The 25,353-nt window shown below is 42.5% G+C and carries 43 protein-coding genes; 41 read left to right on the top strand and 2 right to left on the bottom strand.

The window, feature by feature from the left end:
- Positions 1 to 20: 20 nt before the first annotated feature.
- The 38 genes from tuf to ASG89_RS23245 all read left to right on the top strand — a co-directional run bounded on the left by tuf (position 21) and on the right by ASG89_RS23245 (position 21,566).
- On the top strand, positions 21 to 1,211 hold the full coding sequence (gene tuf / locus ASG89_RS23430; RefSeq protein WP_028557497.1) for an elongation factor Tu: 1,191 nt from the start codon (positions 21 to 23) through the stop codon (positions 1,209 to 1,211).
- Positions 1,212 to 1,612: 401 nt separating this feature from the next.
- On the top strand, positions 1,613 to 1,921 hold the full coding sequence (gene rpsJ / locus ASG89_RS23425) for a 30S ribosomal protein S10 (RefSeq protein ID WP_028557496.1): 309 nt from the start codon (positions 1,613 to 1,615) through the stop codon (positions 1,919 to 1,921).
- Positions 1,922 to 1,964: 43 nt separating this feature from the next.
- Entirely contained in the window at positions 1,965 to 2,588 is a 624-nt protein-coding gene (gene rplC / locus ASG89_RS23420) for a 50S ribosomal protein L3 (RefSeq protein ID WP_057313454.1), read from the top strand.
- Positions 2,589 to 2,604: 16 nt separating this feature from the next.
- Positions 2,605 to 3,231 carry a 50S ribosomal protein L4 gene (gene rplD, locus ASG89_RS23415; protein ID WP_028557494.1) on the top strand — a complete coding sequence of 209 codons (627 nt, stop codon included), beginning with the start codon at positions 2,605 to 2,607 and terminating at the stop codon, positions 3,229 to 3,231.
- The gene (rplW, locus tag ASG89_RS23410; RefSeq protein WP_056618288.1) at positions 3,228 to 3,518 is read left to right on the top strand and encodes a 50S ribosomal protein L23; all 291 of its coding nucleotides are present in this window, start codon (positions 3,228 to 3,230) and stop codon (positions 3,516 to 3,518) included. Before rplD ends, rplW begins: the two co-directional genes overlap by 4 nt.
- Positions 3,519 to 3,547: 29 nt before the next feature.
- A complete protein-coding gene (gene rplB, locus ASG89_RS23405; RefSeq protein ID WP_057313453.1) occupies positions 3,548 to 4,378 on the top strand; it encodes a 50S ribosomal protein L2 in 831 nt (276 codons plus the stop codon).
- Positions 4,379 to 4,426: 48 nt separating this feature from the next.
- Complete coding sequence (gene rpsS / locus ASG89_RS23400) at positions 4,427 to 4,705, top strand: 30S ribosomal protein S19 (RefSeq protein ID WP_028557491.1); 279 nt, start codon at positions 4,427 to 4,429, stop codon at positions 4,703 to 4,705.
- Positions 4,706 to 4,734: 29 nt separating this feature from the next.
- Positions 4,735 to 5,067: a 50S ribosomal protein L22 gene (gene rplV / locus ASG89_RS23395; RefSeq protein WP_028557490.1), complete on the top strand. Its 333-nt coding sequence runs from the start codon at positions 4,735 to 4,737 to the stop codon at positions 5,065 to 5,067.
- A gap of 13 nt (positions 5,068 to 5,080) precedes the next feature.
- A complete protein-coding gene (gene rpsC, locus ASG89_RS23390; protein ID WP_028557489.1) occupies positions 5,081 to 5,743 on the top strand; it encodes a 30S ribosomal protein S3 in 663 nt (220 codons plus the stop codon).
- A gap of 3 nt (positions 5,744 to 5,746) precedes the next feature.
- Positions 5,747 to 6,181, top strand: a complete 435-nt coding sequence (rplP, locus tag ASG89_RS23385; RefSeq protein WP_028557488.1) for a 50S ribosomal protein L16 — start codon at positions 5,747 to 5,749, stop codon at positions 6,179 to 6,181.
- The gene (gene rpmC / locus ASG89_RS23380) at positions 6,171 to 6,368 is read left to right on the top strand and encodes a 50S ribosomal protein L29 (protein WP_028557487.1); all 198 of its coding nucleotides are present in this window, start codon (positions 6,171 to 6,173) and stop codon (positions 6,366 to 6,368) included. The genes rplP and rpmC overlap by 11 nt, the downstream gene beginning before the upstream one ends.
- 27 nt (positions 6,369 to 6,395) lie before the next feature.
- Complete coding sequence (gene rpsQ / locus ASG89_RS23375; RefSeq protein ID WP_057313452.1) at positions 6,396 to 6,659, top strand: 30S ribosomal protein S17; 264 nt, start codon at positions 6,396 to 6,398, stop codon at positions 6,657 to 6,659.
- Between the two features lie 35 nt (positions 6,660 to 6,694).
- On the top strand, positions 6,695 to 7,063 hold the full coding sequence (gene rplN / locus ASG89_RS23370; RefSeq protein WP_028557485.1) for a 50S ribosomal protein L14: 369 nt from the start codon (positions 6,695 to 6,697) through the stop codon (positions 7,061 to 7,063).
- 55 nt (positions 7,064 to 7,118) lie between these two features.
- Entirely contained in the window at positions 7,119 to 7,472 is a 354-nt protein-coding gene (gene rplX, locus ASG89_RS23365) for a 50S ribosomal protein L24 (RefSeq protein ID WP_081787661.1), read from the top strand.
- Positions 7,473 to 7,505: 33 nt separating this feature from the next.
- Positions 7,506 to 8,048 carry a 50S ribosomal protein L5 gene (gene rplE, locus ASG89_RS23360; protein WP_057313451.1) on the top strand — a complete coding sequence of 181 codons (543 nt, stop codon included), beginning with the start codon at positions 7,506 to 7,508 and terminating at the stop codon, positions 8,046 to 8,048.
- A gap of 36 nt (positions 8,049 to 8,084) precedes the next feature.
- Entirely contained in the window at positions 8,085 to 8,270 is a 186-nt protein-coding gene (locus ASG89_RS23355) for a type Z 30S ribosomal protein S14 (protein WP_028557482.1), read from the top strand.
- Between the two features lie 33 nt (positions 8,271 to 8,303).
- Positions 8,304 to 8,702, top strand: coding sequence for a 30S ribosomal protein S8 (rpsH, locus tag ASG89_RS23350; protein ID WP_028557481.1), 399 nt, complete (start codon positions 8,304 to 8,306; stop codon positions 8,700 to 8,702).
- Positions 8,703 to 8,731: 29 nt separating this feature from the next.
- Positions 8,732 to 9,274, top strand: a complete 543-nt coding sequence (gene rplF, locus ASG89_RS23345) for a 50S ribosomal protein L6 (RefSeq protein WP_028557480.1) — start codon at positions 8,732 to 8,734, stop codon at positions 9,272 to 9,274.
- Positions 9,275 to 9,375: 101 nt separating this feature from the next.
- Complete coding sequence (gene rplR, locus ASG89_RS23340) at positions 9,376 to 9,744, top strand: 50S ribosomal protein L18 (RefSeq protein ID WP_057313450.1); 369 nt, start codon at positions 9,376 to 9,378, stop codon at positions 9,742 to 9,744.
- 27 nt (positions 9,745 to 9,771) lie between these two features.
- On the top strand, positions 9,772 to 10,269 hold the full coding sequence (rpsE, locus tag ASG89_RS23335) for a 30S ribosomal protein S5 (RefSeq protein WP_056618277.1): 498 nt from the start codon (positions 9,772 to 9,774) through the stop codon (positions 10,267 to 10,269).
- Positions 10,270 to 10,280: 11 nt separating this feature from the next.
- Positions 10,281 to 10,469, top strand: coding sequence for a 50S ribosomal protein L30 (gene rpmD, locus ASG89_RS23330; RefSeq protein ID WP_057313449.1), 189 nt, complete (start codon positions 10,281 to 10,283; stop codon positions 10,467 to 10,469).
- 36 nt (positions 10,470 to 10,505) lie between these two features.
- Positions 10,506 to 10,946, top strand: a complete 441-nt coding sequence (gene rplO / locus ASG89_RS23325) for a 50S ribosomal protein L15 (protein WP_056618269.1) — start codon at positions 10,506 to 10,508, stop codon at positions 10,944 to 10,946.
- The gene (gene secY, locus ASG89_RS23320; protein ID WP_057313448.1) at positions 10,946 to 12,250 is read left to right on the top strand and encodes a preprotein translocase subunit SecY; all 1,305 of its coding nucleotides are present in this window, start codon (positions 10,946 to 10,948) and stop codon (positions 12,248 to 12,250) included. The genes rplO and secY overlap by 1 nt, the downstream gene beginning before the upstream one ends.
- Before the next feature lie 86 nt (positions 12,251 to 12,336).
- Entirely contained in the window at positions 12,337 to 12,987 is a 651-nt protein-coding gene (locus ASG89_RS23315) for an adenylate kinase (protein ID WP_056618263.1), read from the top strand.
- Positions 12,987 to 13,739: a type I methionyl aminopeptidase gene (gene map, locus ASG89_RS23310; protein WP_057313447.1), complete on the top strand. Its 753-nt coding sequence runs from the start codon at positions 12,987 to 12,989 to the stop codon at positions 13,737 to 13,739. The genes ASG89_RS23315 and map overlap by 1 nt, the downstream gene beginning before the upstream one ends.
- 9 nt (positions 13,740 to 13,748) lie before the next feature.
- Entirely contained in the window at positions 13,749 to 14,054 is a 306-nt protein-coding gene (locus ASG89_RS23305; RefSeq protein ID WP_057313446.1) for a KOW domain-containing RNA-binding protein, read from the top strand.
- 2 nt (positions 14,055 to 14,056) lie between these two features.
- Positions 14,057 to 14,275: a translation initiation factor IF-1 gene (infA, locus tag ASG89_RS23300; RefSeq protein WP_009676800.1), complete on the top strand. Its 219-nt coding sequence runs from the start codon at positions 14,057 to 14,059 to the stop codon at positions 14,273 to 14,275.
- 104 nt (positions 14,276 to 14,379) lie between these two features.
- Positions 14,380 to 14,493, top strand: coding sequence for a 50S ribosomal protein L36 (gene rpmJ / locus ASG89_RS23295; RefSeq protein ID WP_003333770.1), 114 nt, complete (start codon positions 14,380 to 14,382; stop codon positions 14,491 to 14,493).
- Positions 14,494 to 14,512: 19 nt separating this feature from the next.
- Entirely contained in the window at positions 14,513 to 14,881 is a 369-nt protein-coding gene (rpsM, locus tag ASG89_RS23290) for a 30S ribosomal protein S13 (RefSeq protein ID WP_028557471.1), read from the top strand.
- 18 nt (positions 14,882 to 14,899) lie between these two features.
- A complete protein-coding gene (gene rpsK / locus ASG89_RS23285) occupies positions 14,900 to 15,295 on the top strand; it encodes a 30S ribosomal protein S11 (protein WP_028557470.1) in 396 nt (131 codons plus the stop codon).
- Positions 15,296 to 15,420: 125 nt separating this feature from the next.
- Positions 15,421 to 16,365, top strand: coding sequence for a DNA-directed RNA polymerase subunit alpha (locus tag ASG89_RS23280; protein ID WP_056618255.1), 945 nt, complete (start codon positions 15,421 to 15,423; stop codon positions 16,363 to 16,365).
- A gap of 24 nt (positions 16,366 to 16,389) precedes the next feature.
- The gene (gene rplQ, locus ASG89_RS23275; protein ID WP_057304263.1) at positions 16,390 to 16,755 is read left to right on the top strand and encodes a 50S ribosomal protein L17; all 366 of its coding nucleotides are present in this window, start codon (positions 16,390 to 16,392) and stop codon (positions 16,753 to 16,755) included.
- A 142-nt stretch (positions 16,756 to 16,897) separates the two neighbouring features.
- Positions 16,898 to 17,659, top strand: a complete 762-nt coding sequence (truA, locus tag ASG89_RS23270; RefSeq protein WP_057313476.1) for a tRNA pseudouridine(38-40) synthase TruA — start codon at positions 16,898 to 16,900, stop codon at positions 17,657 to 17,659.
- A gap of 174 nt (positions 17,660 to 17,833) precedes the next feature.
- The gene (rplM, locus tag ASG89_RS23265; protein WP_057313445.1) at positions 17,834 to 18,271 is read left to right on the top strand and encodes a 50S ribosomal protein L13; all 438 of its coding nucleotides are present in this window, start codon (positions 17,834 to 17,836) and stop codon (positions 18,269 to 18,271) included.
- Between the two features lie 18 nt (positions 18,272 to 18,289).
- Positions 18,290 to 18,682, top strand: coding sequence for a 30S ribosomal protein S9 (gene rpsI / locus ASG89_RS23260; RefSeq protein ID WP_057313444.1), 393 nt, complete (start codon positions 18,290 to 18,292; stop codon positions 18,680 to 18,682).
- Between the two features lie 206 nt (positions 18,683 to 18,888).
- Positions 18,889 to 19,581: a phosphoadenylyl-sulfate reductase gene (locus ASG89_RS23255; protein WP_057313443.1), complete on the top strand. Its 693-nt coding sequence runs from the start codon at positions 18,889 to 18,891 to the stop codon at positions 19,579 to 19,581.
- An 80-nt stretch (positions 19,582 to 19,661) separates the two neighbouring features.
- Positions 19,662 to 20,423, top strand: coding sequence for an N-acetylmuramoyl-L-alanine amidase CwlD (gene cwlD, locus ASG89_RS23250; protein ID WP_057313442.1), 762 nt, complete (start codon positions 19,662 to 19,664; stop codon positions 20,421 to 20,423).
- A 54-nt stretch (positions 20,424 to 20,477) separates the two neighbouring features.
- Positions 20,478 to 21,566 carry an Mrp/NBP35 family ATP-binding protein gene (locus tag ASG89_RS23245; RefSeq protein ID WP_057313441.1) on the top strand — a complete coding sequence of 363 codons (1,089 nt, stop codon included), beginning with the start codon at positions 20,478 to 20,480 and terminating at the stop codon, positions 21,564 to 21,566.
- Positions 21,567 to 21,616: 50 nt separating this feature from the next.
- Here the strand turns inward: ASG89_RS23245 and gerD are convergent, their stop codons facing one another.
- Positions 21,617 to 22,390, bottom strand: a complete 774-nt coding sequence (gerD, locus tag ASG89_RS23240) for a spore germination lipoprotein GerD (RefSeq protein WP_057313440.1) — start codon at positions 22,388 to 22,390, stop codon at positions 21,617 to 21,619.
- Positions 22,391 to 22,529: 139 nt separating this feature from the next.
- Between gerD and ASG89_RS23235 the strand changes: the two genes are divergently transcribed.
- Positions 22,530 to 23,126: a KinB-signaling pathway activation protein gene (locus ASG89_RS23235; protein WP_057313439.1), complete on the top strand. Its 597-nt coding sequence runs from the start codon at positions 22,530 to 22,532 to the stop codon at positions 23,124 to 23,126.
- A 37-nt stretch (positions 23,127 to 23,163) separates the two neighbouring features.
- On the opposite strand, the gene pdaB is transcribed toward ASG89_RS23235, so the two are convergent.
- Positions 23,164 to 23,946 carry a polysaccharide deacetylase family sporulation protein PdaB gene (gene pdaB, locus ASG89_RS23230; RefSeq protein WP_057313438.1) on the bottom strand — a complete coding sequence of 261 codons (783 nt, stop codon included), beginning with the start codon at positions 23,944 to 23,946 and terminating at the stop codon, positions 23,164 to 23,166.
- Positions 23,947 to 24,060: 114 nt separating this feature from the next.
- On the opposite strand from pdaB, the gene ASG89_RS23225 reads away from it, so the two are divergent.
- Positions 24,061 to 24,672: a stage II sporulation protein M gene (locus ASG89_RS23225; protein ID WP_057313437.1), complete on the top strand. Its 612-nt coding sequence runs from the start codon at positions 24,061 to 24,063 to the stop codon at positions 24,670 to 24,672.
- Between the two features lie 154 nt (positions 24,673 to 24,826).
- Positions 24,827 to 25,057: a hypothetical protein gene (locus tag ASG89_RS37860; RefSeq protein ID WP_056618222.1), complete on the top strand. Its 231-nt coding sequence runs from the start codon at positions 24,827 to 24,829 to the stop codon at positions 25,055 to 25,057.
- The last annotated feature ends 296 nt before the right edge of the window (positions 25,058 to 25,353 follow it).

The raw sequence follows: 25,353 nt of genomic DNA, 5'->3' as shown, positions 1-25,353 counted from the left end.
CTAAGGAGGAATCGTTTAAAATGGCAAAGGCTAAATTTGAACGTAACAAACCGCATGTTAACATCGGAACTATTGGTCACGTCGATCATGGTAAAACAACTTTGACAGCTGCTATCACAACAGTATTGTCCAAAAGATACGGTGGAGCTGCAGTAGCATTCGACCAAATCGATAAAGCACCAGAAGAGCGCGAGCGCGGTATCACAATCTCCACAGCTCACGTTGAGTACGAAACACCTAACCGTCACTACGCACACGTAGACTGCCCAGGACATGCTGACTATGTTAAAAACATGATCACTGGTGCTGCTCAAATGGACGGCGCTATCCTAGTTGTATCCGCAGCTGATGGCCCTATGCCACAAACACGTGAGCACATTCTTCTTTCCCGTCAAGTAGGCGTACCTTACATCGTGGTATTCCTTAACAAATGTGACATGGTTGAAGACGAAGAGTTGCTTGAATTGGTTGAGATGGAAGTTCGCGACCTTCTTAACGAATACGAGTTCCCAGGCGATGATACTCCAATCATCCGTGGAGCTGCTCGTGAAGCTCTTCAAAACCCAGATGGTCCTTGGGCTGACAAAATCATCGAGTTGTTTGAGCAAGTTGATACTTATATCCCAACTCCTGAGCGTCAAACAGACAAACCTTTCCTTATGCCAGTTGAGGATGTATTCTCAATCACTGGTCGTGGAACAGTTGCAACTGGTCGTGTTGAGCGTGGTACTGTTAAAGTACAAGAAGAAGTTGAAATCGTTGGTATCGCTGAAGAAACTCGTAAATGCATCGTAACTGGTGTAGAGATGTTCCGTAAATTGCTTGATTCCGCTCAAGCTGGTGACAACATTGGAGCTTTGCTTCGTGGTGTTGATCGTAAAGATATCGAGCGTGGACAAGTTCTTGCGAAACCAGGTTCAGTTAAACCACACACAAACTTCACAGCACAAATCTACGTTCTAACTAAAGAAGAGGGTGGCCGTCACAAGCCTTTCTTCACTGGTTACCGTCCACAGTTCTACTTCCGTACAACTGACGTAACGGGTATCATCTCCCTTCCAGAAGGTACTGAGATGGTTATGCCAGGTGATAACATCACAGTTACTGTAGAACTAATCAACCCAATCGCAATCGAAGAAGGAACACGCTTCGCGATTCGTGAAGGCGGACGTACAGTTGGTGCGGGCGCGGTTGCTACAATTCAAAAGTAATCTCTCTTTGAGAGACAGAACATCCATCGTTTATGCGATGGATGTTTTTTGTTGTTTCCGCGGCTAATCTTTCTTGATATCTGACTAATGGACTGGAAACAGAATGCAGTAGTTTTAATAATAATCTTTTATTATAATGGAGAAACGGATTGAGGGTACGGCAGCGGAGTGTAACTTATATAGAAGAGAAAAGCATTTATAAATAATTTTGTGCATTAGCCTAAAATTTCACTTGCTTTTCGTTTTATAATTTTATATAATATTAAACGTTGGTCTGTGACGTTGCGATGATGCGAAAGGTTGCCGACACACCAGGCCCCTTTGCCATGGGGATGGCTGTTGGAGAATTTTCGCGGAGTATGTCCGATAATAAATTGGGCGATAGAAGGAGGGACTTTTAAATGGCAAAGCAAAAAATTCGTATCCGTTTGAAGGCTTATGATCACAGAATTATTGATCAATCAGCTGAGAAAATCGTGGAAACTGCCAAGCGTTCCGGTGCAGGTGTATCCGGTCCGATTCCGCTTCCGACAGAGAAGCAAATCATCACGATTCTTCGTGCGGTGCACAAGTACAAGGATTCGCGTGAGCAATTCGAAATGCGTACGCATAAGCGTCTAATCGATATTGTGAATCCAACACCACAAACAGTTGATGCTTTGATGCGTCTGGACTTACCGTCTGGCGTTGACATCGAGATCAAACTGTAAAACAACTATAGAGTTAACAATGGAAGGAAATGAGGTGTCAACGATGAAAGGTATCTTAGGAAAAAAACTTGGGATGACACAGTTGTTTACTCCGGAGGGTAATGTAGTTCCGGTAACTGTCATTCAAGCGGGACCATGTGTGGTACTGCAAAAGAAAGATGTGGATAACGATGGTTATGAGTCGATCCAAATCGGTTTTGATGATGTAAAAGCTAGCCGTATCATTAAACCAGAGCTTGGCCATGCGAAAAAAGCAGGGGCAACGCCTAAGCGCTACGTTAAAGAAATTCGTGGCATTCAGTTGGGTGACTATGAAGTTGGTCAAGAACTGAAAGCAGATCTGTTTACAGAGGGCGAATTCGTTGATGTAACGGGTACTTCCAAAGGTAAAGGTTTCCAAGGTAACATCAAAAGACATAACCAATCCACTGGGCCAATGGCACACGGATCACGTTATCACCGCGGACCAGGTTCGATGGGTTCCATTCAAGCAAACCGCGTTCCTAAAGGTAAGAAATTACCAGGACATATGGGTAACGAAACAGTAACACTTCAAAATCTTCAAATCATTAAAGTAGATGCTGATCGTAATGTATTGCTAGTTAAAGGTTCCATTCCGGGTCCTAAAAACAGCTACGTTAGCGTGAAGTCTGCTGTGAAAAAGTAAGAAAGGAGGAAGACAGATGCCAAAAGTAGCTTTATATAATGTAACAGGTGCTCAGGTAGGAGAAGTTGAACTGTCTGATGTTGTTTTCGGAATTGAACCTCACGTTCATGCGATTCACGAAGCTGTTCTATTGCAACAAGCAGCTGTGCGTCAAGGGACTCACAAAACAAAAGGTCGTTCAGAAGTTCGCGGCGGTGGTCGCAAACCTTGGAAACAAAAAGGTACAGGTCGTGCTCGTCAAGGTAGTATTCGTGCTCCACAGTGGAAAGGCGGCGGTACCGTATTCGGACCAACTCCTCGCAGCTATGGTTTCAAATTACCAAGAAAAGTTCGTCGCTTAGCGATCAAATCCGCTTTGTCCTCGAAACTTATCGATAACAACTTGATCGTTCTGGATCAACTACAAATGAATGCTCCGAAAACGAAAGAATTCGTTGCTATTCTGAATAACCTGAAAGTAGATACAAAAGTACTAGTTGTAGGCGTTCCTAACGACTCCAATGTTGCTTTGTCTGCTCGTAATATCCCAGGTGTGAAATTTGTTGCTGCTGATGGAGTTAACGTTCTTGATGTCATGCTTTATGACAAATTGATCTTAACACAAGAGGCTGTACAGAAAGTTGAGGAGGTGCTTGCACAATGAAAAATCCACGCGACATTATCAAGCGCCCGATCATCACTGAGCGTACAAGCGACCTAATGGCTAACAAAAAGTATGTTTTCGAAGTGGATCTTCGCGCTAACAAAACAGAAATTAAACAAGCTATCGAAGCAATCTTCAAAGTGAAAGTTACAAATGTAAACACACTCAGAATGCCAGCTAAGCCTAAACGTTATGGCAAACACTCTGGTTACACTTCCATCTGGAAGAAAGCTATCGTGTCCCTAAGCGCTGAGAGCAAAGAATTGGAATTCTTTGAAACGGTATAACCCATTTCTTGAAGTAAGGAGGAAACAGAGTGCCAATTAAAAAATACAAACCAACCTCACCAGCTCGTCGTGCGATGTCGGTTTCTACTTTTGAAGAAATCACAACATCAACACCCGAGAAATCATTGCTTGCTCCTTTGTTCAAGCATGCTGGTCGTAACAACCAAGGTAAAATTACGGTTCGTCACCACGGTGGTGGACACAAACGTAAATACCGTATTATCGATTTCAAACGTACTAAAGATGGAATACCAGGACGCGTTGCTACAGTTGAGTACGATCCTAACCGTTCCGCGAACATCGCATTGATTCATTATGCTGATGGCGAGAAAAAATACATCATCGCTCCTAAAGGTCTTAAAGTGGACGATCGTATCGTTTCTGGACCACAAGCAGATATCAAAGTAGGTAACGCTCTTCCATTGGAAAACATTCCAGTTGGTACAGTTATCCACAACATTGAGTTGAAACCTGGTAAAGGTGCACAACTAGTGCGCGCAGCTGGTACTGAAGCTCAATTGCTTGGTAAAGAAGAATCATACGTTACTATTCGCCTTTCTTCCGGTGAAGTTCGTAAAGTACTAAAAGTTTGCCGCGCAACAATCGGTTCTGTTGGTAACGAAGATCACGAACTAGTGAAAATCGGTAAAGCAGGACGTAATCGTTGGAAAGGCAATCGTCCTCAAGTTCGTGGGGTTGTTATGAACCCGAATGATCACCCACACGGTGGTGGTGAAGGACGCGCACCAATCGGACGTAAATCACCTATGTCACCATGGGGTAAACCGACGCTTGGTTTCAAAACTCGTAAAAAAGGTAAAGCATCCGATAAATACATTGTACGTGGTCGTACGAAGTAATCTAGGATATAGACATTCTCTTGAGGTTCAAGGAAGGGAGGAACACCCATGGGTCGCAGCTTAAAGAAGGGTCCATTTATTGATGGTCACTTACTGAAAAAAGTAGAAGACTTGAACACTTCTGGCAAGAAATTAGTTGTCAAAACGTGGTCCCGTCGTTCTACAATTTACCCGCAATTCGTTGGTCACACTTTCGGAGTTTATGACGGAAGAAAACACGTGCCAGTATATGTAACGGAAGATATGGTTGGGCATAAGCTTGGTGAATTTGCTCCAACACGTACGTATAAAGGTCACGATGACGATAAGAAAACCGGAAAACGTTAATTCATTTTTAACCGAGAGGAGGTACTACCATGCAAGCTAAAGCAATATTGAACCACGCTCGGATTGCTCCTCGTAAAGCAAAGCTAGTTGTTGACTTGATTCGGGGAAAAGCGGTAGGTGAAGCGATCGCAATTTTGCGTCATACACCAAAAGCAGCTTCTCCAATTCTGGAGAAACTATTGAATTCCGCAATTGCCAATGCAGAGCATAACTATTCATTAGATCCAAACAAACTTGTTGTTTCCGAGACTTTCGTAAATCAAGGACCAACAATGAAAAGATTCCAACAACGTGCGATGGGCCGCGCTAGCGCGATCAAAAAACGTACCAGCCACATCACAATCGTGGTATCTGAAAAATAAGGAGGGGTAACGTGTGGGTCAGAAAGTACACCCGATAGGCTTTAGAATTGGTGTCATTCGTGATTGGGAGTCCAAATGGTTCGCAGAAAAAGATTTCGGAACTCTGCTGCTTGAAGACGTCAAAATCCGCGAATACTTAAAGAATAAACTTAAAGATTCTGCAGTTTCCCATATCGATATCGAGCGCGCGGCTAACCGTGTTAACGTAACGATTCATACTGCTAAACCAGGAATGGTTATTGGTAAAGGCGGAGCTGAAGTTGAAGTTATTCGTAACTACATCGCAGCTATGTCGAACAAAAAAGTTCATATCAACATTTCTGAAATCAAACACCCTGATCTTGATGCTATCCTAGTAGCTGAAGCAGTTGCACTTCAATTAGAGCGTCGCGTTTCATTCCGTCGTGCTATGAAGCAAGCTATGCAAAGAACTATGAGATCCGGAGCAAAAGGTATCAAAGTTGCAACTAGCGGACGTCTTGGCGGTGCTGAGATTGCTCGTACGGAAGGATATAGCGAAGGAACTGTTCCACTTCATACACTTCGTGCGGATATCGACTATGGTACGGCTGAAGCAGCCACTACTTATGGACGTATTGGTGTAAAAGTATGGATTTATCGTGGAGAAGTGCTTCCGACAGCTAAGAAAAAGGCTCAGCCGGAAGGAGGAAATTAAATCATGTTAGTACCTAAACGTGTAAAACACCGTAAAGAACACCGCGGTAACATGAAAGGTCGCGCTAAAGGCGGTACGGAAGTTGCTTTTGGCGAATATGGTCTGCAAGCGGTAGAACCGGCTTGGGTTTCCAACCGTCAAATCGAAGCAGCACGTATTGCCATGACACGTTACATCAAACGTGGCGGTAAAGTATGGATTAAAATTTTCCCAGCTAAACCAGTTACACAGAAGCCGCTTGAAGTTCGTATGGGTAGTGGTAAAGGTAGCGTGGAAAAATGGGTTGCCGTAGTTAAACCGGGCAAAATTTTGTTTGAACTAGCAGGTGTAAGCGAAGAGGTTGCTCGTGAAGCAATGCGTCTTGCGGCTCACAAGCTTCCAATCAAAACGAAGTTCGTGAAAAGAGAAGAAGTAGGCGGTGAAGCAAATGAAGGGTAGTGAATTCCGGAACTTAACCACTGCTGAAATCGAGCAAAAAGTTAATGGTTTTAAAGAAGAACTCTTTAACCTCCGTTTTCAACTAGCTACTGGTCAATTGGACAACCCGACTCAGATTCGTGATTTGCGTAAAGAGATCGCTCGTGCCAAGACTATTTTGCGTGAAAGAGAACTGGGTATTGGGTAACCAAATCTAGAAGGGAGTGTTCCTTAGATGACTGAACGTAACGATCGTAAAGTTCTGATCGGTAAAGTTGTCAGTGATAAAATGGATAAAACCATTGTTGTTGCTGTTGAAACTTACAAAAAACATGAACTCTACCACAAAAGAATTAAATCTACAAAGAAATTCAAAGCGCATGATGAAAACAACCAAGCTAAGATTGGTGACACTGTGAAAATCAGTGAAACTAGACCATTGTCCAAAGATAAAAGTTGGAGACTGGTTGAAGTTCTTGAAGTGGCAGTTGTTATCTAATATTCTAGATATGAACCCCGAAAGGAGGGAATACGATGATTCAACCATTTACTCGTTTGGCTGTCGCTGACAACTCAGGTGCGAAACAATTAATGTGTATCCGCGTTTTGGGTGGTACTGGTCGTCGCGTTGGTCACATTGGTGATTTGATCGTATGTTCAGTAAAAGAAGCAACACCAGGTGGCGTTGTCAAAAAAGGTGACGTTGTTAAAGCAGTTATCGTTCGTACGAAGAGCGGTGCTCGCCGTAAAGACGGTTCATATATCTCATTTGATGAGAATGCAGCTGTTATCGTGAAAGAAGATAAAAGCCCACGTGGTACTCGTATCTTCGGACCAGTTGCTCGCGAACTTCGCGATAGAGACTTCATGAAGATCGTATCCTTGGCTCCAGAAGTTATCTAAGACGTGTTACGATGTTGTTTTCCATTGTGGAGAACCCCAGGAGGTGTAGAAGCTAATGCCAAGACTTAAAAAGAGACTAGAATCTCATAACAATAAATTGCACGTGAAAAAAGACGATACTGTTTTCGTCATCACTGGCAAAGACAAAGGTAAGAAAGGCCGCGTTATCGCTGCTTACCCTCGTCAAAATCGTGTTCTTGTTGAAGGTGTAAACATGGTTAAGAAACATGCGAAACCATCCCAACTAAACCCACAAGGCGGTATCTTGAATCAAGAAGCTGCGATCCACGTTTCTAACGTGATGCTAATTGATCCTAAGAGCGGCAAACCTACTCGCGTAGGATACAAAGTATTAGATAACGGAACGAAAGTTCGTATCGCGAAAAAATCCGGCGAAGTTATCGACTAATACACACATGTATGGAAAGGAGGAAACTAAGTCATGACAGTAAGATTGAAAGATCGTTACTTGAACGAGATTACACCAGCTTTAATTCAAAAGTTCAACTACACGACAGTTATGCAAGTGCCGAAAATTGAGAAAGTTGTAATCAACATGGGTGTTGGTGAAGCTGTTTCAAACTCCAAAGTACTTGACACTGCAGTAGAAGATCTTCAAAAGATCTCTGGTCAAAAACCAGTTGTAACTAAATCCAAAAAAGCAATCGCGGGTTTCAAACTTCGTGAAAACATGCCGATCGGTGCGAAAGTAACTCTTCGTGGCGAGCGTATGTACCACTTCTTGGATAAATTGTTTAACGTATCACTTCCACGTGTACGTGACTTCCGCGGTATTTCAAACAAAGCATTTGATGGTCGCGGTAACTACACGCTTGGTTTGAAAGAACAACTCATTTTCCCTGAAATTGAGTATGATAAAATCGATAAAGTTCGTGGTATGGATATTGTTATCGTAACGACGGCTAAGTCCGACGAGGAAGCTCGCGAGCTTTTAACACAACTCGGAGCGCCTTTCGTAAAATAGGTTACCAGTTGTACCTATCAGGAGGTGTTATATTAAGTGGCAAAAACTTCGATGAAAGTCAAACAGCAACGTACCCCGAAGTTTAAAGTGCAAGCATACACACGTTGTGAGCGCTGCGGACGTCCGCATTCAGTGCTTCGCAAGTTCAAAATTTGTCGGATTTGTTTCCGCGAATTAGCACACTTGGGTCAGATTCCAGGCGTGAAAAAAGCAAGCTGGTAATCACCCTATTTTCGGGAAGGAGGTTTACACAAAATGGTCATGTCAGATCCAATTGCAGATATGCTAACACGCATTCGTAATGCGAATATCGTACGTCATGAGACAGTTGAAATCCCAGCTTCAAAAGTGAAGAGGGAAATTGCTGAAATCCTTAAAAAAGAAGGATTTATCCGTGATGCTGAGTACGTTCAAGATAGCAAACAAGGTATCATTCGTTTGTTCCTGAAATACGGTTCAAACAATGAGCGTGTTATCTCTGGTTTGAAAAGAATTTCTAAACCAGGTCTACGCGTTTATACAAAATCACAAGAAGTCCCTCGTGTTCTGGGCGGATTAGGGATTGCCATCATCTCCACGTCTCAAGGAGTTATGACGGATAAAGATGCTCGTCAATCCAAAGCTGGCGGAGAGGTTATCTGCTACGTTTGGTAATACAATTGTAATTGAATGGAGGTGCAAACATGTCTCGTATTGGTCGTAAGCCAATCACCATTCCAAGTGGTGTAAATGTAACACTAGACAATACTCAAATCACGGTTAGTGGACCTAAAGGTTCCCTGTCCCGTGTACTTCATACTGATATGAAAGTTAACGTTCTAGAAAACGAGATTTCCGTTGAGCGTCCTTCCGATAACAAACTCCACCGTTCCCTGCATGGTACAACACGTAGTGTTGTTGCCAACATGGTAAGTGGTGTTACGGAAGGTTTCACGAAATCTTTGGATCTAGTAGGCGTAGGTTACCGTGCAAACAAAAGCGGTGACAAATTGGTTCTTAACGTTGGGTACTCCCATCCAGTTGAAATCAACCCTGAAAACGGCATTGAGTTCGATGTTCCAACGAACACGAAAATCATCGTTAAAGGTATTGATAAAGAGCTAGTTGGCGCAATGGCAGCTAAAGTTCGTTCCGTACGTGAACCAGAGCCGTATAAAGGTAAAGGTATCAAGTATGAAGGCGAACGCATTCTTCGTAAAGAAGGTAAAGCTGGTAAGAAGAAATAAGATCGAAAGATCGCGGGTAATAGCTAAGAGTTTTCTTAGGAAAACTTGCTACGTAAGCATAAGCCTCGCATCATAAGATGATGAAAGGAGTGTAAGTATAGATGATTACTAAAAGCGATAAAAATAAAGCTCGTCTGAAAAGACACCTTCGTGTTCGTAAGAAAATTGAAGGTACAACTCTTCGCCCACGTTTGAACATCTTCCGTTCTTCCAAACATATGTATGCTCAACTTATCGATGATACAACTGGTGCAACTATCGTTGCAGCATCAACACAAGATAAAGAGCTTAAAAGTGAAGTAGGTAACGGTGGAAACGTTGAAGCTGCTCGTAAAGTTGGCGCATTGATTGCGGCACGTGCGAAAGAAAAAGGTGTAGTGCAAGTGGTTTTTGACCGCGGTGGATACCTTTATCATGGACGTGTTCAAGCATTGGCTGACGCAGCTCGTGAAGCTGGACTTGAATTCTAGAAATACATTAATAAGGAGGTAAAAGACTTGCGTGTAGATCCTAATACTTTAGAGCTAACAGAAAAAGTAGTAAATATTAATCGCGTAGCTAAAGTAGTAAAAGGCGGACGTCGTTTCAGCTTCAGCGCACTTGTTGTCGTTGGCGATGGCAATGGCTGGGTTGGTGCAGGAATCGGTAAAGCTTCCGAAGTTCCAGATGCAATCCGTAAAGGCATTGAAGATGCGAAAAAGAACTTGATTCATGTTCCTATCGTTGGCACTTCGATTCCTCACCTTGTTACTGGTAAATTTGGCGCGGGACGCGTTCTATTGAAACCAGCATCCCAAGGTACAGGAGTTATCGCAGGCGGACCAGTTCGTGCAGTACTAGAACTTGCTGGTGTTGGCGATATCTTGACAAAATCCCTAGGTTCATCGAACTCCATGAACATGGTTAACGCTACGCTTGAAGGCTTAAGCCGCTTGAAAAAAGCGGAAGAAGTTGCAAAGCTTCGTGGTAAAACTGTTCAAGAGCTATTAGGTTAGGAGGGGTATACATGGCTAAACAATTACAAGTTACCCTAAAACGCAGCTTGATCGGCCGCCCTGAAACGCAACGCGTTACTGTGAAAACACTTGGTCTTCGTAAGATTAACCAAACTGTTCTTCACCAAGATAATGCTGCAATCAGAGGTATGGTTAACCAAGTAAGCCATTTGGTAGAAGTTAAAGAAATCGAAGCATAGAAACACGAATTTAAGATCTAGAGGAGGTGTGCAACGATGAAGTTACATGAGCTAAGTTCTGCTACTGGCGCTCGTAAATCACCTAAGCGTGTTGGACGTGGAACAAGTAGTGGTATGGGTAAAACATCAACTCGCGGACATAAAGGTCAAAACGCACGTTCCGGTGGAGGCGTTCGTCCTGGATTTGAGGGTGGACAAAACCCATTGTACCGTCGTTTACCTAAACGTGGATTCACGAACCGTTTCCGTACGGAGTACGCGATCGTTAATCTTGAAGATTTGAACAATTTCGCAGCTGGTACTGAAGTTACTCCAGAAGTATTGATGGAGACTGGTATTGTTAAAGCTCCTAAAGACGGTATTAAGATTTTAGGAAACGGTGAAATCACAGTAAAATTAACCGTTAAAGCGAATAAGTTCTCTCAATCAGCGATTGAGAAAATCCAAGCTGCCGGCGGTCAAACCGAGGTGATTTAATGTTCAATACCATAGCCAACATCTTCAAAGTAGAAGATTTACGCAGAAGGATTCTCTTCACGCTTATCTTGCTAATCGTCTACCGTTTGGGTGCCTTTATTCCGGTCCCAAACATTAATACAGATGTTCTGAAACTTCAAGATCAAGCGAATCAGAGCGATGTCTTTGGTTTGCTTAACACGTTCTCCGGCGGTGCGCTCTTCCAATTCTCCATCTTCGCGATGGGAATTATGCCTTATATCACGGCTTCGATCATTGTTCAGCTTTTGTCCATGGATGTTATCCCGCGCTTTGCGCAGTGGGCAAAAGAAGGAGATGTCGGAAGAAAGAAAATGACGCAGGTGACTCGTTACGGTACGATTGTTCTAGGGTTGATTCAAGCTTTCGGTCTATCAATTGGCTTCAACCGCCTATACAGTGGTTTGGTCATTGATGCTGGGTTTACAACTTTCGCACTAATCGCTATCGTGTTGACAGCTGGTACAGCTTTCTTGATGTGGCTAGGTGAGCAAATCACGGAATACGGGATTGGTAACGGTATTTCCATTATCATCTTTGCTGGTATCGTTTCTGCGATTCCAACAAGCATTCAACAAATCTACAAAACACTCTTTGCAACCGATGGAGCCCTGTTCCTGAACATTGTGAAACTGATCATTATTGCTCTGGTTGTTATCCTGATTATCGCTGGCGTTATATTCGTACAACAAGGTGTTCGTAAGATACCTGTACAGTATGCTAAGCGAGTAGTTGGTCGTAAAATGTATGGTGGGCAAACAACACACATTCCACTTAAAGTGAATGCTGCTGGCGTTATCCCTGTAATCTTCGCATTATCACTTTTGATGTTTCCTCCAACCATTGCAAGTTATTGGAGAGGGAATGTAGTCGCAGAATGGATTATCAACAACTTGAGTATTAACCAAACTGCACCATTAGCGATTGTACTGTATGTACTGCTGATTATCGGTTTCACCTACTTCTACACCTTCGTACAAATTAATCCAGTTCAAATGGCTGATCAGATGAAGAAAAACGGCGGATACATACCAGGTATCAGACCAGGTAAAACCACGTCGACTTATCTGACACGCGTAATGACTAGAATTACTCTTTCTGGAGCTTTGTTCCTCTCAGCAATTTCTATTCTTCCAATGTTATTTGGGGGACTTGCTGGATTGCCTAGTTCGGTTCAAATAGGTGGTACATCTTTGCTTATCGTAGTAGGCGTTGGTCTTGAGACAATGAAGCAAATCGAGAGCCAATTGATTAAGCGTCATTACAAAGGGTTCATCAATAAATAGCTAATAGGTACTGATGGGGCAAGTTCTGCGACATCGGCACCTATTGTGCTGTTCGTAATGCCGAGTGCGATGGGGAGGTTTTAATTGTGAACGTAATATTTATGGGGCCTCCTGGTGCAGGCAAAGGTACGCAAGCAGAGAAAATCGTTTCTGAGTTTCAAATTCCTCATATTTCAACTGGCGATGCATTTCGCGCAGCCATGAGCCAAGGTACTCCTATGGGAATCGAAGCTAAAGGATATGTAGATAAGGGGCTTCTTGTTCCCGATGAAATTACGAACGGTATTGTGAGAGAGCGTCTTGCTCAACCGGATTGCGATAAAGGATTTTTGCTAGATGGGTTTCCTAGAACGGTAGCTCAAGCTGATGCATTGTCTGAAATCGTTGATTCACTTGGCAAGAAGATTGAGGTCGTAATCAATCTAGCTGTTGATCGCAGTTATCTGTTAGCACGACTAACTGGCCGAAGAATTTGTAAATCCTGTGGTTCTACGTATCATGTCATCTTCAACCCACCTCAGCAAGAAGGCGTATGCGATAAATGTTCCGGTGAGTTGTACCAACGATCTGATGATACGGAAGAGAAAGTCGGAACACGTTTGGATGAATACATCAACAAAACGGCTCCGCTACTGGATTACTACCAAAAGAGGGAATTATTGCGTGAGGTTAACGGGGAACAAGACATTCATGCGGTAACCGAACAAATTAGCTCACTGCTACGAGGTCTAGCGTAATGATCATTTGTAAGTCCGAGGTTGAACTAGACCTAATGCGAGAAGCTGGTCGTATCGTAGCCGAAACGCACCGCTTATTGGCAAGGGCGATTCGTCCGAACATTACAACGAAAGAACTTGATCAGATCGCAGAGGGATTCATTCGCAGTCAGGGAGCAATTCCATCTTTCAAAGGTTACAATGGTTTTCCTGGGAGCATTTGTGCTTCAGTCAACGAAGAATTAGTTCATGGTATTCCTGGTCCAAGAAAGCTAGTTGAGGGCGACATTATCTCTATTGATATTGGGGCTCAATATAAAGGTTATCATGGAGATTCTGCTTGGACATATCCTGTCGGTGAAATTTCTGAAACAGCTCAGCGTTTGTTGACTGTAACAGAAGAGTCACTATACCGAGGCATTGCACAAGCTAAACCGGATGCTAGACTCTACACGTTGTCGCATGCAATCCAAACTTGTATTGAAGACGCAGGCTTCTCCGTGGTTATAGAGTATGTCGGTCATGGTATTGGAACGGATCTTCACGAAGAACCACAAATTCCGAACTATGGTATACCTGACAAAGGTCCCCGACTCAAACCAGGCATGGTCTTAGCCATTGAACCCATGGTGGTTGTTGGCGAAAGATTCGTCCAAACACTCGAAGACGATTGGACCGTAGTCACTTCAGATCGTACCCTATGTGCTCATTTCGAACATACGGTTGCCATAACGGCAGCTGGTTATGAAATACTAACTTTGCCTAGATCGTAGGTGAACTGAGTGGATAGTAAGATTCCGCAAGTGGGTCAAATCGTAAAGGTGCTTCGCGGTAGAGATCCCGGAGAATATGCGGTCGTGATTCGTATTGAAGATCATCGTTTTGTCTGGCTTGCCGACGGCGATCATCGTAAATTCGATCAACCGAAGAAGAAGAACCTGAATCATCTTCATTTACAAGAAACGATTAGCAGTGAAGTAGCGTCAAGCATTAGGGAGACAGGTCGTGTGACTAATGGGAAATTGCGCTTTGCAGTCGCCAAATTCGTTGAACTTATGCAAGTTGAAGCACAAGAGAAAGGAGAATGACTGTGGCCAAAGAAGATGTAATTGAAGTAGAAGGTACAGTGATTGAACCTCTTCCGAATGCAATGTTTAAAGTTGAATTGGAAAATGGTCATAAAATCCTAGCCCATGTTTCAGGAAAGATCAGAATGCATTTTATTCGCATTTTGCCTGGAGATAAGGTTACCGTAGAATTATCGCCTTATGATTTGACGAGAGGCCGTATAACCTACCGTTTCAAATAAATGTTCGGCTTAGAAAGTAATACTCTCTCAAGGCGTATGCTTACGAAGCAAGTTTTCTAACGAAAACGCAACATGGTTGCTTACGATAAAAAGGAGGGCTTAAAATGAAAGTAAGACCGTCAGTAAAACCGATTTGTGAGAAATGTAAAGTTATTCGCCGTAAAGGCAATGTAATGGTAATTTGCGAAAATCCTAAGCACAAACAAAAACAAGGTTAAAAGGAGGTGCATTCTGTAGATGGCACGTTTAGCTGGAGTTGACTTACCTCGTGACAAACGAGTTGTAATCGCGTTGACTTACATTTTCGGTATCGGCACTACAACTGCTCAGAAAATCATTGCTTCCACAGGTATCGATGCGAGTACTCGCGTTCGTGACTTGACTGAAGATGAAGTGAGCAAAATCCGTGATGTAATTGACAAAACCCTTAAAGTAGAAGGCGATCTTCGCCGTGAAATTTCCCTTAACATCAAACGTCTAATCGAAATCGGATCCTACCGTGGTCTTCGTCACCGCCGTGGTCTTCCTGTTCGTGGTCAACGTACTAAAACTAATGCTCGTACACGTAAAGGTCCTCGTCGTACAGTAGCTAATAAGAAGAAATAATAAAGGGGGTTAGAGCTAATGGCAAAACCTAAAAAAGTCGTCCGTACGAAACGTCGTGACCGGAAAAATATTGAGAGCGGTGTAGCACACATCCGTTCAACATTTAACAACACGATCGTAACGATCACGGATCCGCATGGTAACGCAATTTCTTGGGCAAGTTCAGGAAACCTTGGATTCAAAGGTTCCCGTAAAAGCACTCCTTTCGCAGCACAAATGGCAGCTGAGAAAGCAGCTAAAGCAGCAATGGAGCACGGCTTGAAAACTGTTGAAGTTATGGTTAAAGGTCCAGGCGCTGGCCGCGAAGCAGCAATCCGCTCTTTGCAAGCAGCAGGTCTTGAAGTAAACCTGATTAAAGACGTGACGCCGGTTCCTCATAATGGCTGCCGTCCTCCAAAACGTCGTCGCGTATAATTCAGGATCACTTTGTAGTATAATTATTCCAAATCCGTGAATAATGGATTGAAGGATAGGTATACTATGAAATTTTCAACGAAGTATCCAGAGGGAACCGACGTATTGAATGGAGGGTACATTTCATGATCGAAATTGAAAAGCCAAAAATAGAAACTGTAGCTTTAAGTGAAGATGGCGCTTATGGTAGATTTATCATTGAACCGTTGGAGCGTGGCTACGGTACAACCTTAGGAAACTCACTACGTCGTATCTTACTGTCCTCTTTACCGGGGGCAGCAGTAACCTCTGTCCAAATCGATGGCGTTTTGCACGAATTTTCAACGATTCCAGGTGTGCTTGAGGATGTTACGGAAATTATCCTTAATCTCAAAGGTTTATCGTTGAAGATTCACTCCGATGAGGAGAAAGTGCTAGAAATTGATGCAGAAGGAGAAGGTAATATTACAGCGGCTGATATCCGCGGTGATAGTGATGTTGAAATCCTTAACCCGGATTTACACATCGCTACCTTGTCTCCAGATGCACGTCTTCACATGAGGATTCATGCGGGCAGAGGGCGCGGTTACGTCCAATCAGACAAAAATAAGCATGAAGAGCAACCAATTGGTGTAATTCCAATTGATTCGATCTACACGCCTATTACTCGGGTAAACTATGCTATTGAGAATACTCGCGTCGGCCAAGTGACTAACTATGATAAGTTGACCCTCGAAGTGTGGACCGATGGAAGTATTCGTCCAGAAGAAGCAGTAAGCTTGGGCGCTAAAATCTTAACAGAACATTTGCTCTTGTTCGTCGGTTTGACGGACGAAGCAAAAGATGCTGAGATTATGGTTGAAAAAGAAGAAGATAAGAAAGAAAAAGTTCTTGAGATGACGATCGAAGAACTAGATCTTTCCGTTCGCTCTTACAACTGTCTCAAACGTGCTGGGATTAATACCGTACAAGAGCTGATTACCAAAACAGAAGAAGACATGATGAAAGTTCGGAACTTAGGTCGCAAATCCCTTGAAGAAGTTCAAGAGAAGCTCGAAGAGCTGGGTCTGGGTCTACGTACCGAGGAATAATCTTGTCAGAAGGAGGTTAACTCAATGAACTACAGAAAATTGAACCGCGATTCCAGTAATCGTAAAGCATTATTTCGTGATCTGGTAACGGATCTGTTCATACATGAGCGCATTCAAACAACAGAAGCAAAAGCAAAAGAAATTCGTTCAATCGCTGAGAAGTTAATTACTCTTGCGAAACGCGGAGATCTTCACGCACGCCGTCAGGTTGCTGCTTTTGTTCGTAGAGAAGCTGCTAACGAAAATCAAGATGCGATTCAAAAACTATTCTCTGATTTGGCTACTCGTTACTCCGAGCGTCCAGGTGGATACACACGTATCCTTAAACTGGGACCACGCCGCGGCGACGCAGCACCAATGGTTTACCTAGAGCTAGTAGATCGCGCATAGAAGACGGATGGGAAAGGGTGGACGGAATCTACTTAGATTCTGGTGAAGCCCTTTTTTTGCAGTCTTGGCTCGCATTCTAGTACAATGAGCTGTTGAAGCAGCTCAGGCTAGGTAGAGAGGATGACTCATGGAGGAACAAGCCTTGAGAAATCTACGTTTTACCATAAGCTATGATGGTTCATCTTATTCTGGTTTTCAGATCCAGCCTAAATCCGATACGGTACAATATCGTTTAGAGCAGGCAGTGTTCTTGTTGACCGGTGAGACAGTGAAAGTCATATCGTCAGGGCGTACAGATGCCGGTGTTCATGCGAAAGCGCAGGTTATTAATTTTATAACGAGTTCGAAGATTCCTGTAGAACGTTGGTGTTTAGCTCTAAATGCTAGATTACCCAGGGACATTGTCGCACATACTGCAGAAGAAGTTCTCCCTACTTTTCACTCTCGCAAAGCCGCGAAACGTAAAACCTATTGTTATACGATTCGTTCGGCGCGCTTCCCTGATGTCTTTCACCGCAACTTCGAGTATCATCACCCCACACATCTAAATGTGGAAGCCATGAGAGAGGCGCTCCCTTGTTTGCTAGGTGAGCATGATTTTACTTCGTTTTGCACAGTGAGAACGGATAAGGAAATCAAAGTGAGAACCTTATATGAGGTTCGTATGGAGACTGAATCGGATGTATTGTTGGCGACAGGTAAAGTAGAACGAATCCGGTTAATCATAACTGGGAATGGTTTTCTTTATAACATGGTGAGGATCATCGTAGGGACGTTAATACAGATCGGTGAGGGTAAGAGACCACCTAGCGATATGCAACGTGTTCTTGAGGCCAGAGATCGCTCTCAAGCGGGTCCTACAGCTGAAGCCATGGGATTAACCTTGTGGAAAGTCGACTATTAAAAAGTTATCATCACTACTTGATTATTAAGAAGTTATCGTGTAAAATAAAACTTGGCGTTTGGCGATCGGCTACCCCACAGCCCCTGATCACAAATGACCATAACTATCCATCGCTTATGAATAAATGACAACTATAACTTATGTATTTCAGATATATTTTTAGGAGGATTAAGCATGCGCACCACATATATGGCTAAGCCAAATGAAGTAGAGCGTAAATGGTACATTGTTGACGCTGCAGGCCAAACACTTGGCCGTCTTGCAAGTGAAGTTGCTAGCATTATCCGCGGTAAGCACAAACCGGAGTTCACTCCACACGTAGATACTGGTGATTTCGTTGTTGTTATCAATGCTTCCCAAATTAAGCTTACTGGTAAGAAAATGCAAAACAAAATGTACTATCGTCACTCTTTGTACCAAGGTGGTTTGAAAGTGACTTCCGCTCAAGACTTGCTTAACAGCAAGCCTGATCGTATGATCGAGTTCGCAGTTCATGGTATGCTTCCTAAGAACCGTCTTGGCGATAGCTTGAAAACTAAGCTTAAAGTCTACGGTGGAGCAGAGCACCCGCACACAGCACAACAACCAGAAGTTTGGAATCTTCGCGGTTAATATAAGGAGGAACGTTTCGTGGCACAAGTTCAATATTATGGAACGGGTCGTCGTAAGCATTCGGTAGCGCGTGTGCGCTTAGTACCGGGCGAAGGACGCATCATTATCAATAAACGTGATCTAGATGAGTATTTCGGTCTAGAAACTTTGAAGCTAATTGTTAAACAACCGCTTGCTCTAACTGAAACTATCGGTCAATACGATGTTCTAGTTCTTGCGAATGGCGGCGGAATCAGCGGACAAGCTGGCGCAATTCGTCACGGTATCTCCCGTGCATTGTTGAAAGCTGATCCAGAGTACCGTGGATCTTTGAAAAAAGCTGGATTCCTGACTCGTGATTCCCGTATGAAAGAGCGTAAAAAATACGGATTGAAAGCAGCACGTCGTGCTCCTCAATTCTCCAAACGTTAAGATATTGTGCCTTTGGCACGCAAGAGGAACCTTTTCGGCTTATGGCTGGAGAGGTTTTTCTTTTTTTTGCATATAATGATCCAATATAAGAATAAGTTAATACCAAAATGGTGAAAAGTCATTGACACCATGTAGAAGTCAGATATAATTAAACTATAAATCATACAATAGCAGTCGGGATTATCGACTATTGGAGGACTCGTACGATGAATCTATTTGAAAAAGAAGCATTTGTAATGAAAGCTGCGGAAGAATTCGAAAATCAATCGCCTGAAGCCATATTGAAATTAGCTGTAGATACATTTCAAAGATTGACACTTGCTTGTAGTTTTGGTGCTGAAGACGTCGTGTTGGTTGACATGCTTCAGAAAATTAACCCTAACGTAGACATTTTCTATCTTGATACGAATGTGCATTTTCAAGAGACATATGAAACGAAAGAGCGTCTTGAGAAACACTATGGTACAAAATTCGTTCAAGTATTGCCTAAATTAACACTTGATGAGCAAGCTGAGAAATTCGGTGATGAGCTTTGGAAAAGTGACGCGAACCAATGCTGCAATATTCGTAAAGTGGATCCACTTACAGATATTCTTAGAAATTATGATGCGTGGATTACTGGTATTCGCCGCGATCAAGCACCTACTCGTGCAAATGCCAAGAAAGTTGAATATGACGTGAAATTTGGCCTAATCAAATTCAATCCACTGGCTGGATGGACATCAGAAGATGTATGGCAATATATCCGCGACAATGATGTTATCTACAACCCACTTCATGATCGTAATTATCCTAGTATCGGGTGCACGCACTGCACACGTCAAGTTGCTGAAGGTGAAGATCCGCGTGCAGGACGTTGGGCAAGTATTGAGAAAACAGAATGTGGTCTACACAAGTAAAAGTGCAACTGTGGTATATTTGTCCACCCTGTCCCATATAGATGTTACAGAGTCTATAGGGGAACAGAGGTGGTTTTTTTATGCGTAAAAGGAAGAAAAGGTTGGTGGTATGGCTGACCTTCCACAGTAGTCTGAAGCTATTGCTTTCTGCGATGCTGGTTGCCTTGGTTGTCTTTATTTATGCGTACGAGCTCCCTACAACGAAGACCTGGTCGGACTGGACGCTCCCATTATCGGGTAAGACAATAGCGCTAGACGCCGGTCACGGGGGGCCTGATGGTGGTGCGGAAAGCAAGGATGGTATCATCGAGAAGGATATCAACTTAGCTATAACCTTGCGGCTGCGTGATTATTTGCAACAAGCTGGTGCGATCGTGGTTTTAACGAGAGAAACGGATACAGATCTTGCGGAGTCTGGCACGAAAGGCTATAGCAAACGTAAGACTGAGGATCTCCATAACCGCGCGGACATGATTCAGAACAATAATGCCGATATGTTTTTGAGTATCCATTTGAACAGTATTCCTTCTAATAAGTGGAGGGGCGCACAAACGTTCTATTACTTGAATAATCCCGATAATCCCAACCTAGCGGCACTCATCCAATCCGAGCTTAAGCGTAATTTAGAGAATACCGATCGTGTTGCTAAGTTGGCTGATAAGACGGTGTATCTGTTAAAAACGTTAAAAATTCCAAGCGCGTTAGTTGAGGTAGGCTTTCTATCCAACCCAGAAGAGGCTAAGTTGTTAGCTGATGAGAATTATCAGAAGATGTTGGCTGCTTCGGTGTATCAAGGGATTTTGAGATATTATGCAGGTGAAAAAGTGGGTTCTGCCTCATAATGTGTTATAATAAAAGCCGCGAATACAATGTCCCAATAAAGGTGTGATGTGGCTATGGTACATAAAGATCAAATTCTAGAGGCGTTGAATAAGCTAATAGATCCCCAGTTTAATAAAAGTGTAGTGGAATTAAATTTGATTCGTGATGTAATGGTGAAGGAAGATGCGGTATCCTTAAGTTTGCTCGTATTAACCGAGGATGAAGGATATAAGGAGCAAGCCAAAGCATTTATTCAACAATCTTTAGCAAATATAGGAGTACCTCAAGTTCATATCCGGTTTAGGTTGATGACGGACCATGAGCGGAGTCGTTTGGAGGGAACTTCACAAGAGTCGGTAATAACTCCGCCGAAGCCGGTTCAACCTCCAATCCAACAGCCGATTCTCGGACAATCCTCTACCGTTGAGTTCATCGCAGTTGCAAGTGGTAAAGGTGGCGTAGGTAAATCAACAGTCACAGTTAATCTTGCAGTCGCGTTGGCTCTTAAGGGGAAAAAAGTAGGAATCATCGACGCGGATATTTATGGTTTCAGTATTCCGGATATGATGGGGATTGAAGAACAGCCGCAGTTAATAGAAAACGTGATCATTCCTGTTGAGAAATTTGGGGTAAAAGTAATATCGATGGGGTTCTTTGTTCAAGACAATGCACCTGTTGTCTGGCGTGGGCCGATGTTAGGCAAAATGCTACGCAACTTCTTCAATGAGGTCAATTGGGGAGATGTAGAGTACATTCTCTTAGACCTACCTCCAGGTACTGGTGATGTCGCACTAGATGTGCATCAGCTCATTCCGCAAAGTAAAGAGATCATCGTTACGACACCGCATGCTACAGCTGCATTTGTAGCTGCTAGAGCCGGTGCGATGGCCATTCAAACGAATCATGAGATTTTGGGTATTGTTGAGAATATGTCCTACTATGAAAGTAAGGATGGTAGTATTGAACATATTTTTGGTAAAGGTGGAGGTGCTAAACTTGCTGAAGATCTTCACAGTGAGCTATTAGCGCAAATCCCATTAGGAGCTCCCGATAACCATATATCCGAGAAAGATTACTCCCCATCTGTGTATAAGGCAGAGTCTAAAGCGGGTCAAATTTATTTGGAAATAGCGGATCGACTAATTGCGAAGTTAGTTAAATAGTGGAAAAGGAAGAGGGAGCAGAGGGAATCTGCCAACTCTTCCTTTTTTTTTTATGAATCAGAACCTCCATCTTTCTTCTCTTCACCTTGTTTTTCAGAGTCTCCTGAAGATTCATCTTTCTGCTTTTCATCTCCGCCTTCTTCTTTTTTATCTCCTTCTTTCGCTTTATCTTCACTTTTTTCTGTGGCTTTAGCAGAAGGCATTTGATCAGGCTTGCTTTGTTGCGCGATAGCTGACTTAAGCAATTCGACCATTTGAGCTCTGAAAAGGGGGCTTTGGATGGATTCCTCCATCACAGTCATCATTTGTTGGCGATATGGTGCTGTTTTCATCACATCAAGAACCATCTTCTCGTAATCTGGATTTTTCATAACATCAATCAGTGATTTTTGGTAGGTAGGGTCTTTGAGTAATTCTTTGAACATTTGTTTGGTTTCTTTTTGGATCGCCGTAGCAAAGTCACCTGCGAATTTAGGATCCTTCATCATATCGGTCAAAAACATATTATTTTCCTTAGCGGTCAGTACATCTTTGACAGCCATTTGAAGCTGAAGGGACTCATTGGCGGATAATAGCTTAATTTGAGATTGGCCAGCAACGCTGTTGGCTCCTACATCTCCATTCATGATACTTCGATTTGCAGCACTTATTGCTTTTTTACCATCATCTGATTTCAGGATATCAAGGATCATCGTTTTTTGTTCTTTGTACGTGTTGGCTTGTGATTGGCCTTGAGAAGAGTTATCTGTACCACAAGAAGCGAGAAGAAATGCCAATGATATAGCCGGTAGGACCTGAAGCTTTTTAAGTCTTGTCTTTAACATAACTACATGCTCCCTTCCCTTATCTTTAATGGTCTTAGTATGTGTGGTTAGGGTCAGAATATAAGGGGACATTATTGGCTTTTTATCGCAAAGGTTGGTACAATTAACAATTAGAGTTGATGTGTGGAGGTAATTAAAAGTGACATTACGTAAATGGTTTCACTTATTTTGGACAACATTAGTATTAGGATCAGCATCTTCAATAATAATGGGGCTTATTCTTCAATTTTCAGACAAAGAGTTTTCTGTGATGGGCATATCCGGAGTTGGGTTTAATGTTTTCAATATGCTGCTATGTGGCGCACTTATAAGTGTATTTAGTCAAATGGGATTTTTTGCATACTTAATTGTTAGATTTATTGCAGTTGGATTTGTTCGATCTAAGAGGATATTTGAACTTATTCAAATTGCCGTCATTATTTTTGTTTTATTTGAGCTTATATTTCTGAGAATCACGAATTCTAAGACTTCAGAAACTATGATAAGCTATTTCATTTTACCAATTGTACTAATAATAATTTCGTTAGCAGTGAGTTATTGGAAAGCGAAGTTAACTAATCAAAATGCATTTGTTCCGACCTTGTTTTTTATGTTTGCCGTAACTGTCCTGGAAGCTGTACCTGCTTTAAAATTGGATATTGCAGCCTCAACTATATTTATGTTGGCACCTTTACTTGTAAGTAATGCATGGCAAATTCTTACCCTACATAAAATATTGGATAACAAAAAGAGCTAATCCGATTAGCTCTTTTTTTCAAATCTATTCATACATATTAATGAATTTGTTTCATGGCTTGATCTTCGACAGGGGTTGTTTCCACCTGAGTTTGCTTAATGAGCTCGCTCACGCTTACGAACTGGTATCCCTTTGCTCGAAGTTGTTGGATGATGGCAGGCAATGCCTCGTGTGTTTGTTGAGAGGAGTCGCTCGCATGGAGAAGTACGATATCCCCAGGATGTGCTTTGCTGACTACTCGGTTTACGAGGGTGTCAACGCCTTTATTCAGCCAATCCTGAGAGTCCGTATCCCATTGAATGACCGAGTAGCCAAGATCATCAGCAATACGTAACACGCGTTTGTCAAAGTCGCCATTAGGCAGACGGATGAGGTTGGGCTCTTTGCCAATTAATTCTGTTAAAATGCCATGTGCAGTAGAAATTTCATTTCGGATTTCCTCATCACTTAGGTCGCTGTAGTTGTCAAATTTGTTGCCGTGACTGCCAATCTCGAATCCGTAGCTTTTGATATGTGAGACAATGTCGGGATGACTCTTACTCCAAGGGGAAGATAAGAAGAACGTCGCATCCTTAACGCCATTGTCCTTCAGGATTTTTAAGATTGGTTCAGCCCGAGTATCCCCCCAAGAAATATCAAAGGTAAGGGCGATGACCTTCTTTTCGGTCTGCACGCTGTAAATTGCCGATGGTTCAGAGTTCATGAAGACAGATACATTACTTTGTTCGGAATATACAATGGCCGCGGAGAAGATGATGGCAAGTGCAATGAATAAATATTGCTTGAATTTGCGTGCGTTGATTACAAAAAAGTAGTTCATAAACAGCTTGTACCTCCTTTATGTCAAGCTATGGATAAGCTTGTATTACCTTTAGTAAATAATGTATGCTCGTACACAAGGTACTTATGCTTCCGAAATTGGAGGAATTACAAAATGAATTTTCCAGCATTGCTAAGACATTTTAAAGAAATGAAACATTATTTTATTGTTGTTGTTCTCGTATTTGGATTTAGCTTGTATATGGGTTGGGCCAATTCTGAGCAATTCTCACATTTCCTGCAAGAGCAATTAAAGGGACTTCAGCCTATGATTAAAACGATAAACGCCAAGGAAAATCCACAGGTTTGGCTGTTCATATTTATCTTTTTAAATAACGCGATTAAGTCGGTGCTTATCGTTTTCTGTGGGATTTTCTTAGGTGTATTACCGCTCTTTATGTTAATTGCTAATGGAATGATTCTAGGTTATGTCCTTTCTTTGCAGACGCATGAAAGTACGCTGTACATTGTTCTTAAGGGCATTCTACCGCATGGTATCATTGAGATCCCTGTTATATTGCTCGCGTGTGCGTATGGCTTGAAGATAGGGATGCTAGTTTGGAAAATGGGTGTACAGCTACTTGTGCCCGCCGAGAAAAGAAGTGCTCGAATTGAATTGCTTCGAATATTCCAATTAACCAAACCGCTCAGTATTGGAATCGTTGCCCTTCTTTTGATTGCGGCAATAATTGAAAGCACGCTTACCTACTGGTTGGTGCATTTGTAAAATATTTTCAATCTCTCGTCATAAAATTGGCAAAATCTGAGCATAACAATAAGGCGGAAATGAAGAGGGGCGTAATTAGCCTAACTCTCCTTATCTGCCTAACGAATTGTTAGTGCCATGAATCTCTACAGTCGAGAGGGGTTTGGATGGATGTATGCTCGGATTTTTGTTCAATGAGAGAGAATGCAGAGAATTAGATTATGTATTGCGTAAAGAATTAGACGAAATGCTATTCGATCTCAATGATAAGAGAATTGATCAAGAGATAAAGGGAGCAATAGAATCCAGATACAAGGTCATCTTCAGGATGTATGCTCGCTTAGCGACACCGAAGGAAATATCGAAGTATGCTAGAAACCGCAATTACCAAGCTCAAAAAAAATAGGGGGTAAGTGCTTGACTTACCCTCTCTATCTGTGTTATTTTATAACTCGTCACTTCGAAACAAAAGAGAGTGAGTCTAATTGAAAAGATGTTCACATAAATCTTTTCGGAAAAAAGACTTGCAATCTTCGGTGAGACTGTGGTATATTTAAAAAGTCGCCGCTAAACGGATGGCGAATATAGAGTATAAGAAATTGATCTTTGAAAACTGAACAACGAGTGAGTAAGCACAGTCGAGTAATCGACTATAAAAGAGATTGCAAAATCTCGCTAGCTTCAAATGAGCAATTAAGCTTT

The organism is Paenibacillus sp. Soil766, from assembly GCF_001428105.1.
GTDB lineage: Bacteria > Bacillota > Bacilli > Paenibacillales > NBRC-103111 > Paenibacillus_E.
Note: the sequence above shows the minus strand (reverse complement) of the source record. Positions and strands in the feature narration are given on the sequence as shown.

Excerpts from the sequence above, each read along its gene's own strand:
- rplO (WP_056618269.1), top strand. The coding sequence starts at position 10,506 with ATGAAGTTACATGAGCTAAGTTCTGCTACTGGCGCTCGTAAATCACCT.
- rpsJ (WP_028557496.1), top strand. The coding sequence starts at position 1,613 with ATGGCAAAGCAAAAAATTCGTATCCGTTTGAAGGCTTATGATCACAGA.
- rplQ (WP_057304263.1), top strand. The coding sequence starts at position 16,390 with ATGAACTACAGAAAATTGAACCGCGATTCCAGTAATCGTAAAGCATTA.
- rpmC (WP_028557487.1), top strand. The coding sequence starts at position 6,171 with ATGAAGGGTAGTGAATTCCGGAACTTAACCACTGCTGAAATCGAGCAA.
- rplP (WP_028557488.1), top strand. The coding sequence starts at position 5,747 with ATGTTAGTACCTAAACGTGTAAAACACCGTAAAGAACACCGCGGTAAC.
- rpmD (WP_057313449.1), top strand. The coding sequence starts at position 10,281 with ATGGCTAAACAATTACAAGTTACCCTAAAACGCAGCTTGATCGGCCGC.
- rpsH (WP_028557481.1), top strand. The coding sequence starts at position 8,304 with ATGGTCATGTCAGATCCAATTGCAGATATGCTAACACGCATTCGTAAT.
- rplF (WP_028557480.1), top strand. The coding sequence starts at position 8,732 with ATGTCTCGTATTGGTCGTAAGCCAATCACCATTCCAAGTGGTGTAAAT.
- ASG89_RS23245 (WP_057313441.1), top strand. The coding sequence starts at position 20,478 with ATGGTACATAAAGATCAAATTCTAGAGGCGTTGAATAAGCTAATAGAT.
- rplX (WP_081787661.1), top strand. The coding sequence starts at position 7,119 with ATGCCAAGACTTAAAAAGAGACTAGAATCTCATAACAATAAATTGCAC.
- ASG89_RS23225 (WP_057313437.1), top strand. The coding sequence starts at position 24,061 with ATGAATTTTCCAGCATTGCTAAGACATTTTAAAGAAATGAAACATTAT.
- secY (WP_057313448.1), top strand. The coding sequence starts at position 10,946 with ATGTTCAATACCATAGCCAACATCTTCAAAGTAGAAGATTTACGCAGA.
- pdaB (WP_057313438.1), bottom strand. The coding sequence starts at position 23,946 with ATGAACTACTTTTTTGTAATCAACGCACGCAAATTCAAGCAATATTTA.
- cwlD (WP_057313442.1), top strand. The coding sequence starts at position 19,662 with ATGCGTAAAAGGAAGAAAAGGTTGGTGGTATGGCTGACCTTCCACAGT.
- rplD (WP_028557494.1), top strand. The coding sequence starts at position 2,605 with ATGCCAAAAGTAGCTTTATATAATGTAACAGGTGCTCAGGTAGGAGAA.
- rplE (WP_057313451.1), top strand. The coding sequence starts at position 7,506 with ATGACAGTAAGATTGAAAGATCGTTACTTGAACGAGATTACACCAGCT.
- rpsS (WP_028557491.1), top strand. The coding sequence starts at position 4,427 with ATGGGTCGCAGCTTAAAGAAGGGTCCATTTATTGATGGTCACTTACTG.
- gerD (WP_057313440.1), bottom strand. The coding sequence starts at position 22,390 with ATGTTAAAGACAAGACTTAAAAAGCTTCAGGTCCTACCGGCTATATCA.
- rplM (WP_057313445.1), top strand. The coding sequence starts at position 17,834 with ATGCGCACCACATATATGGCTAAGCCAAATGAAGTAGAGCGTAAATGG.
- rplV (WP_028557490.1), top strand. The coding sequence starts at position 4,735 with ATGCAAGCTAAAGCAATATTGAACCACGCTCGGATTGCTCCTCGTAAA.
- rplW (WP_056618288.1), top strand. The coding sequence starts at position 3,228 with ATGAAAAATCCACGCGACATTATCAAGCGCCCGATCATCACTGAGCGT.
- rplC (WP_057313454.1), top strand. The coding sequence starts at position 1,965 with ATGAAAGGTATCTTAGGAAAAAAACTTGGGATGACACAGTTGTTTACT.
- rpmJ (WP_003333770.1), top strand. The coding sequence starts at position 14,380 with ATGAAAGTAAGACCGTCAGTAAAACCGATTTGTGAGAAATGTAAAGTT.
- ASG89_RS23280 (WP_056618255.1), top strand. The coding sequence starts at position 15,421 with ATGATCGAAATTGAAAAGCCAAAAATAGAAACTGTAGCTTTAAGTGAA.
- rpsM (WP_028557471.1), top strand. The coding sequence starts at position 14,513 with ATGGCACGTTTAGCTGGAGTTGACTTACCTCGTGACAAACGAGTTGTA.
- ASG89_RS23255 (WP_057313443.1), top strand. The coding sequence starts at position 18,889 with ATGAATCTATTTGAAAAAGAAGCATTTGTAATGAAAGCTGCGGAAGAA.
- rpsK (WP_028557470.1), top strand. The coding sequence starts at position 14,900 with ATGGCAAAACCTAAAAAAGTCGTCCGTACGAAACGTCGTGACCGGAAA.
- rplR (WP_057313450.1), top strand. The coding sequence starts at position 9,376 with ATGATTACTAAAAGCGATAAAAATAAAGCTCGTCTGAAAAGACACCTT.
- rplN (WP_028557485.1), top strand. The coding sequence starts at position 6,695 with ATGATTCAACCATTTACTCGTTTGGCTGTCGCTGACAACTCAGGTGCG.
- ASG89_RS37860 (WP_056618222.1), top strand. The coding sequence starts at position 24,827 with ATGCTCGGATTTTTGTTCAATGAGAGAGAATGCAGAGAATTAGATTAT.
- rpsQ (WP_057313452.1), top strand. The coding sequence starts at position 6,396 with ATGACTGAACGTAACGATCGTAAAGTTCTGATCGGTAAAGTTGTCAGT.
- map (WP_057313447.1), top strand. The coding sequence starts at position 12,987 with ATGATCATTTGTAAGTCCGAGGTTGAACTAGACCTAATGCGAGAAGCT.
- tuf (WP_028557497.1), top strand. The coding sequence starts at position 21 with ATGGCAAAGGCTAAATTTGAACGTAACAAACCGCATGTTAACATCGGA.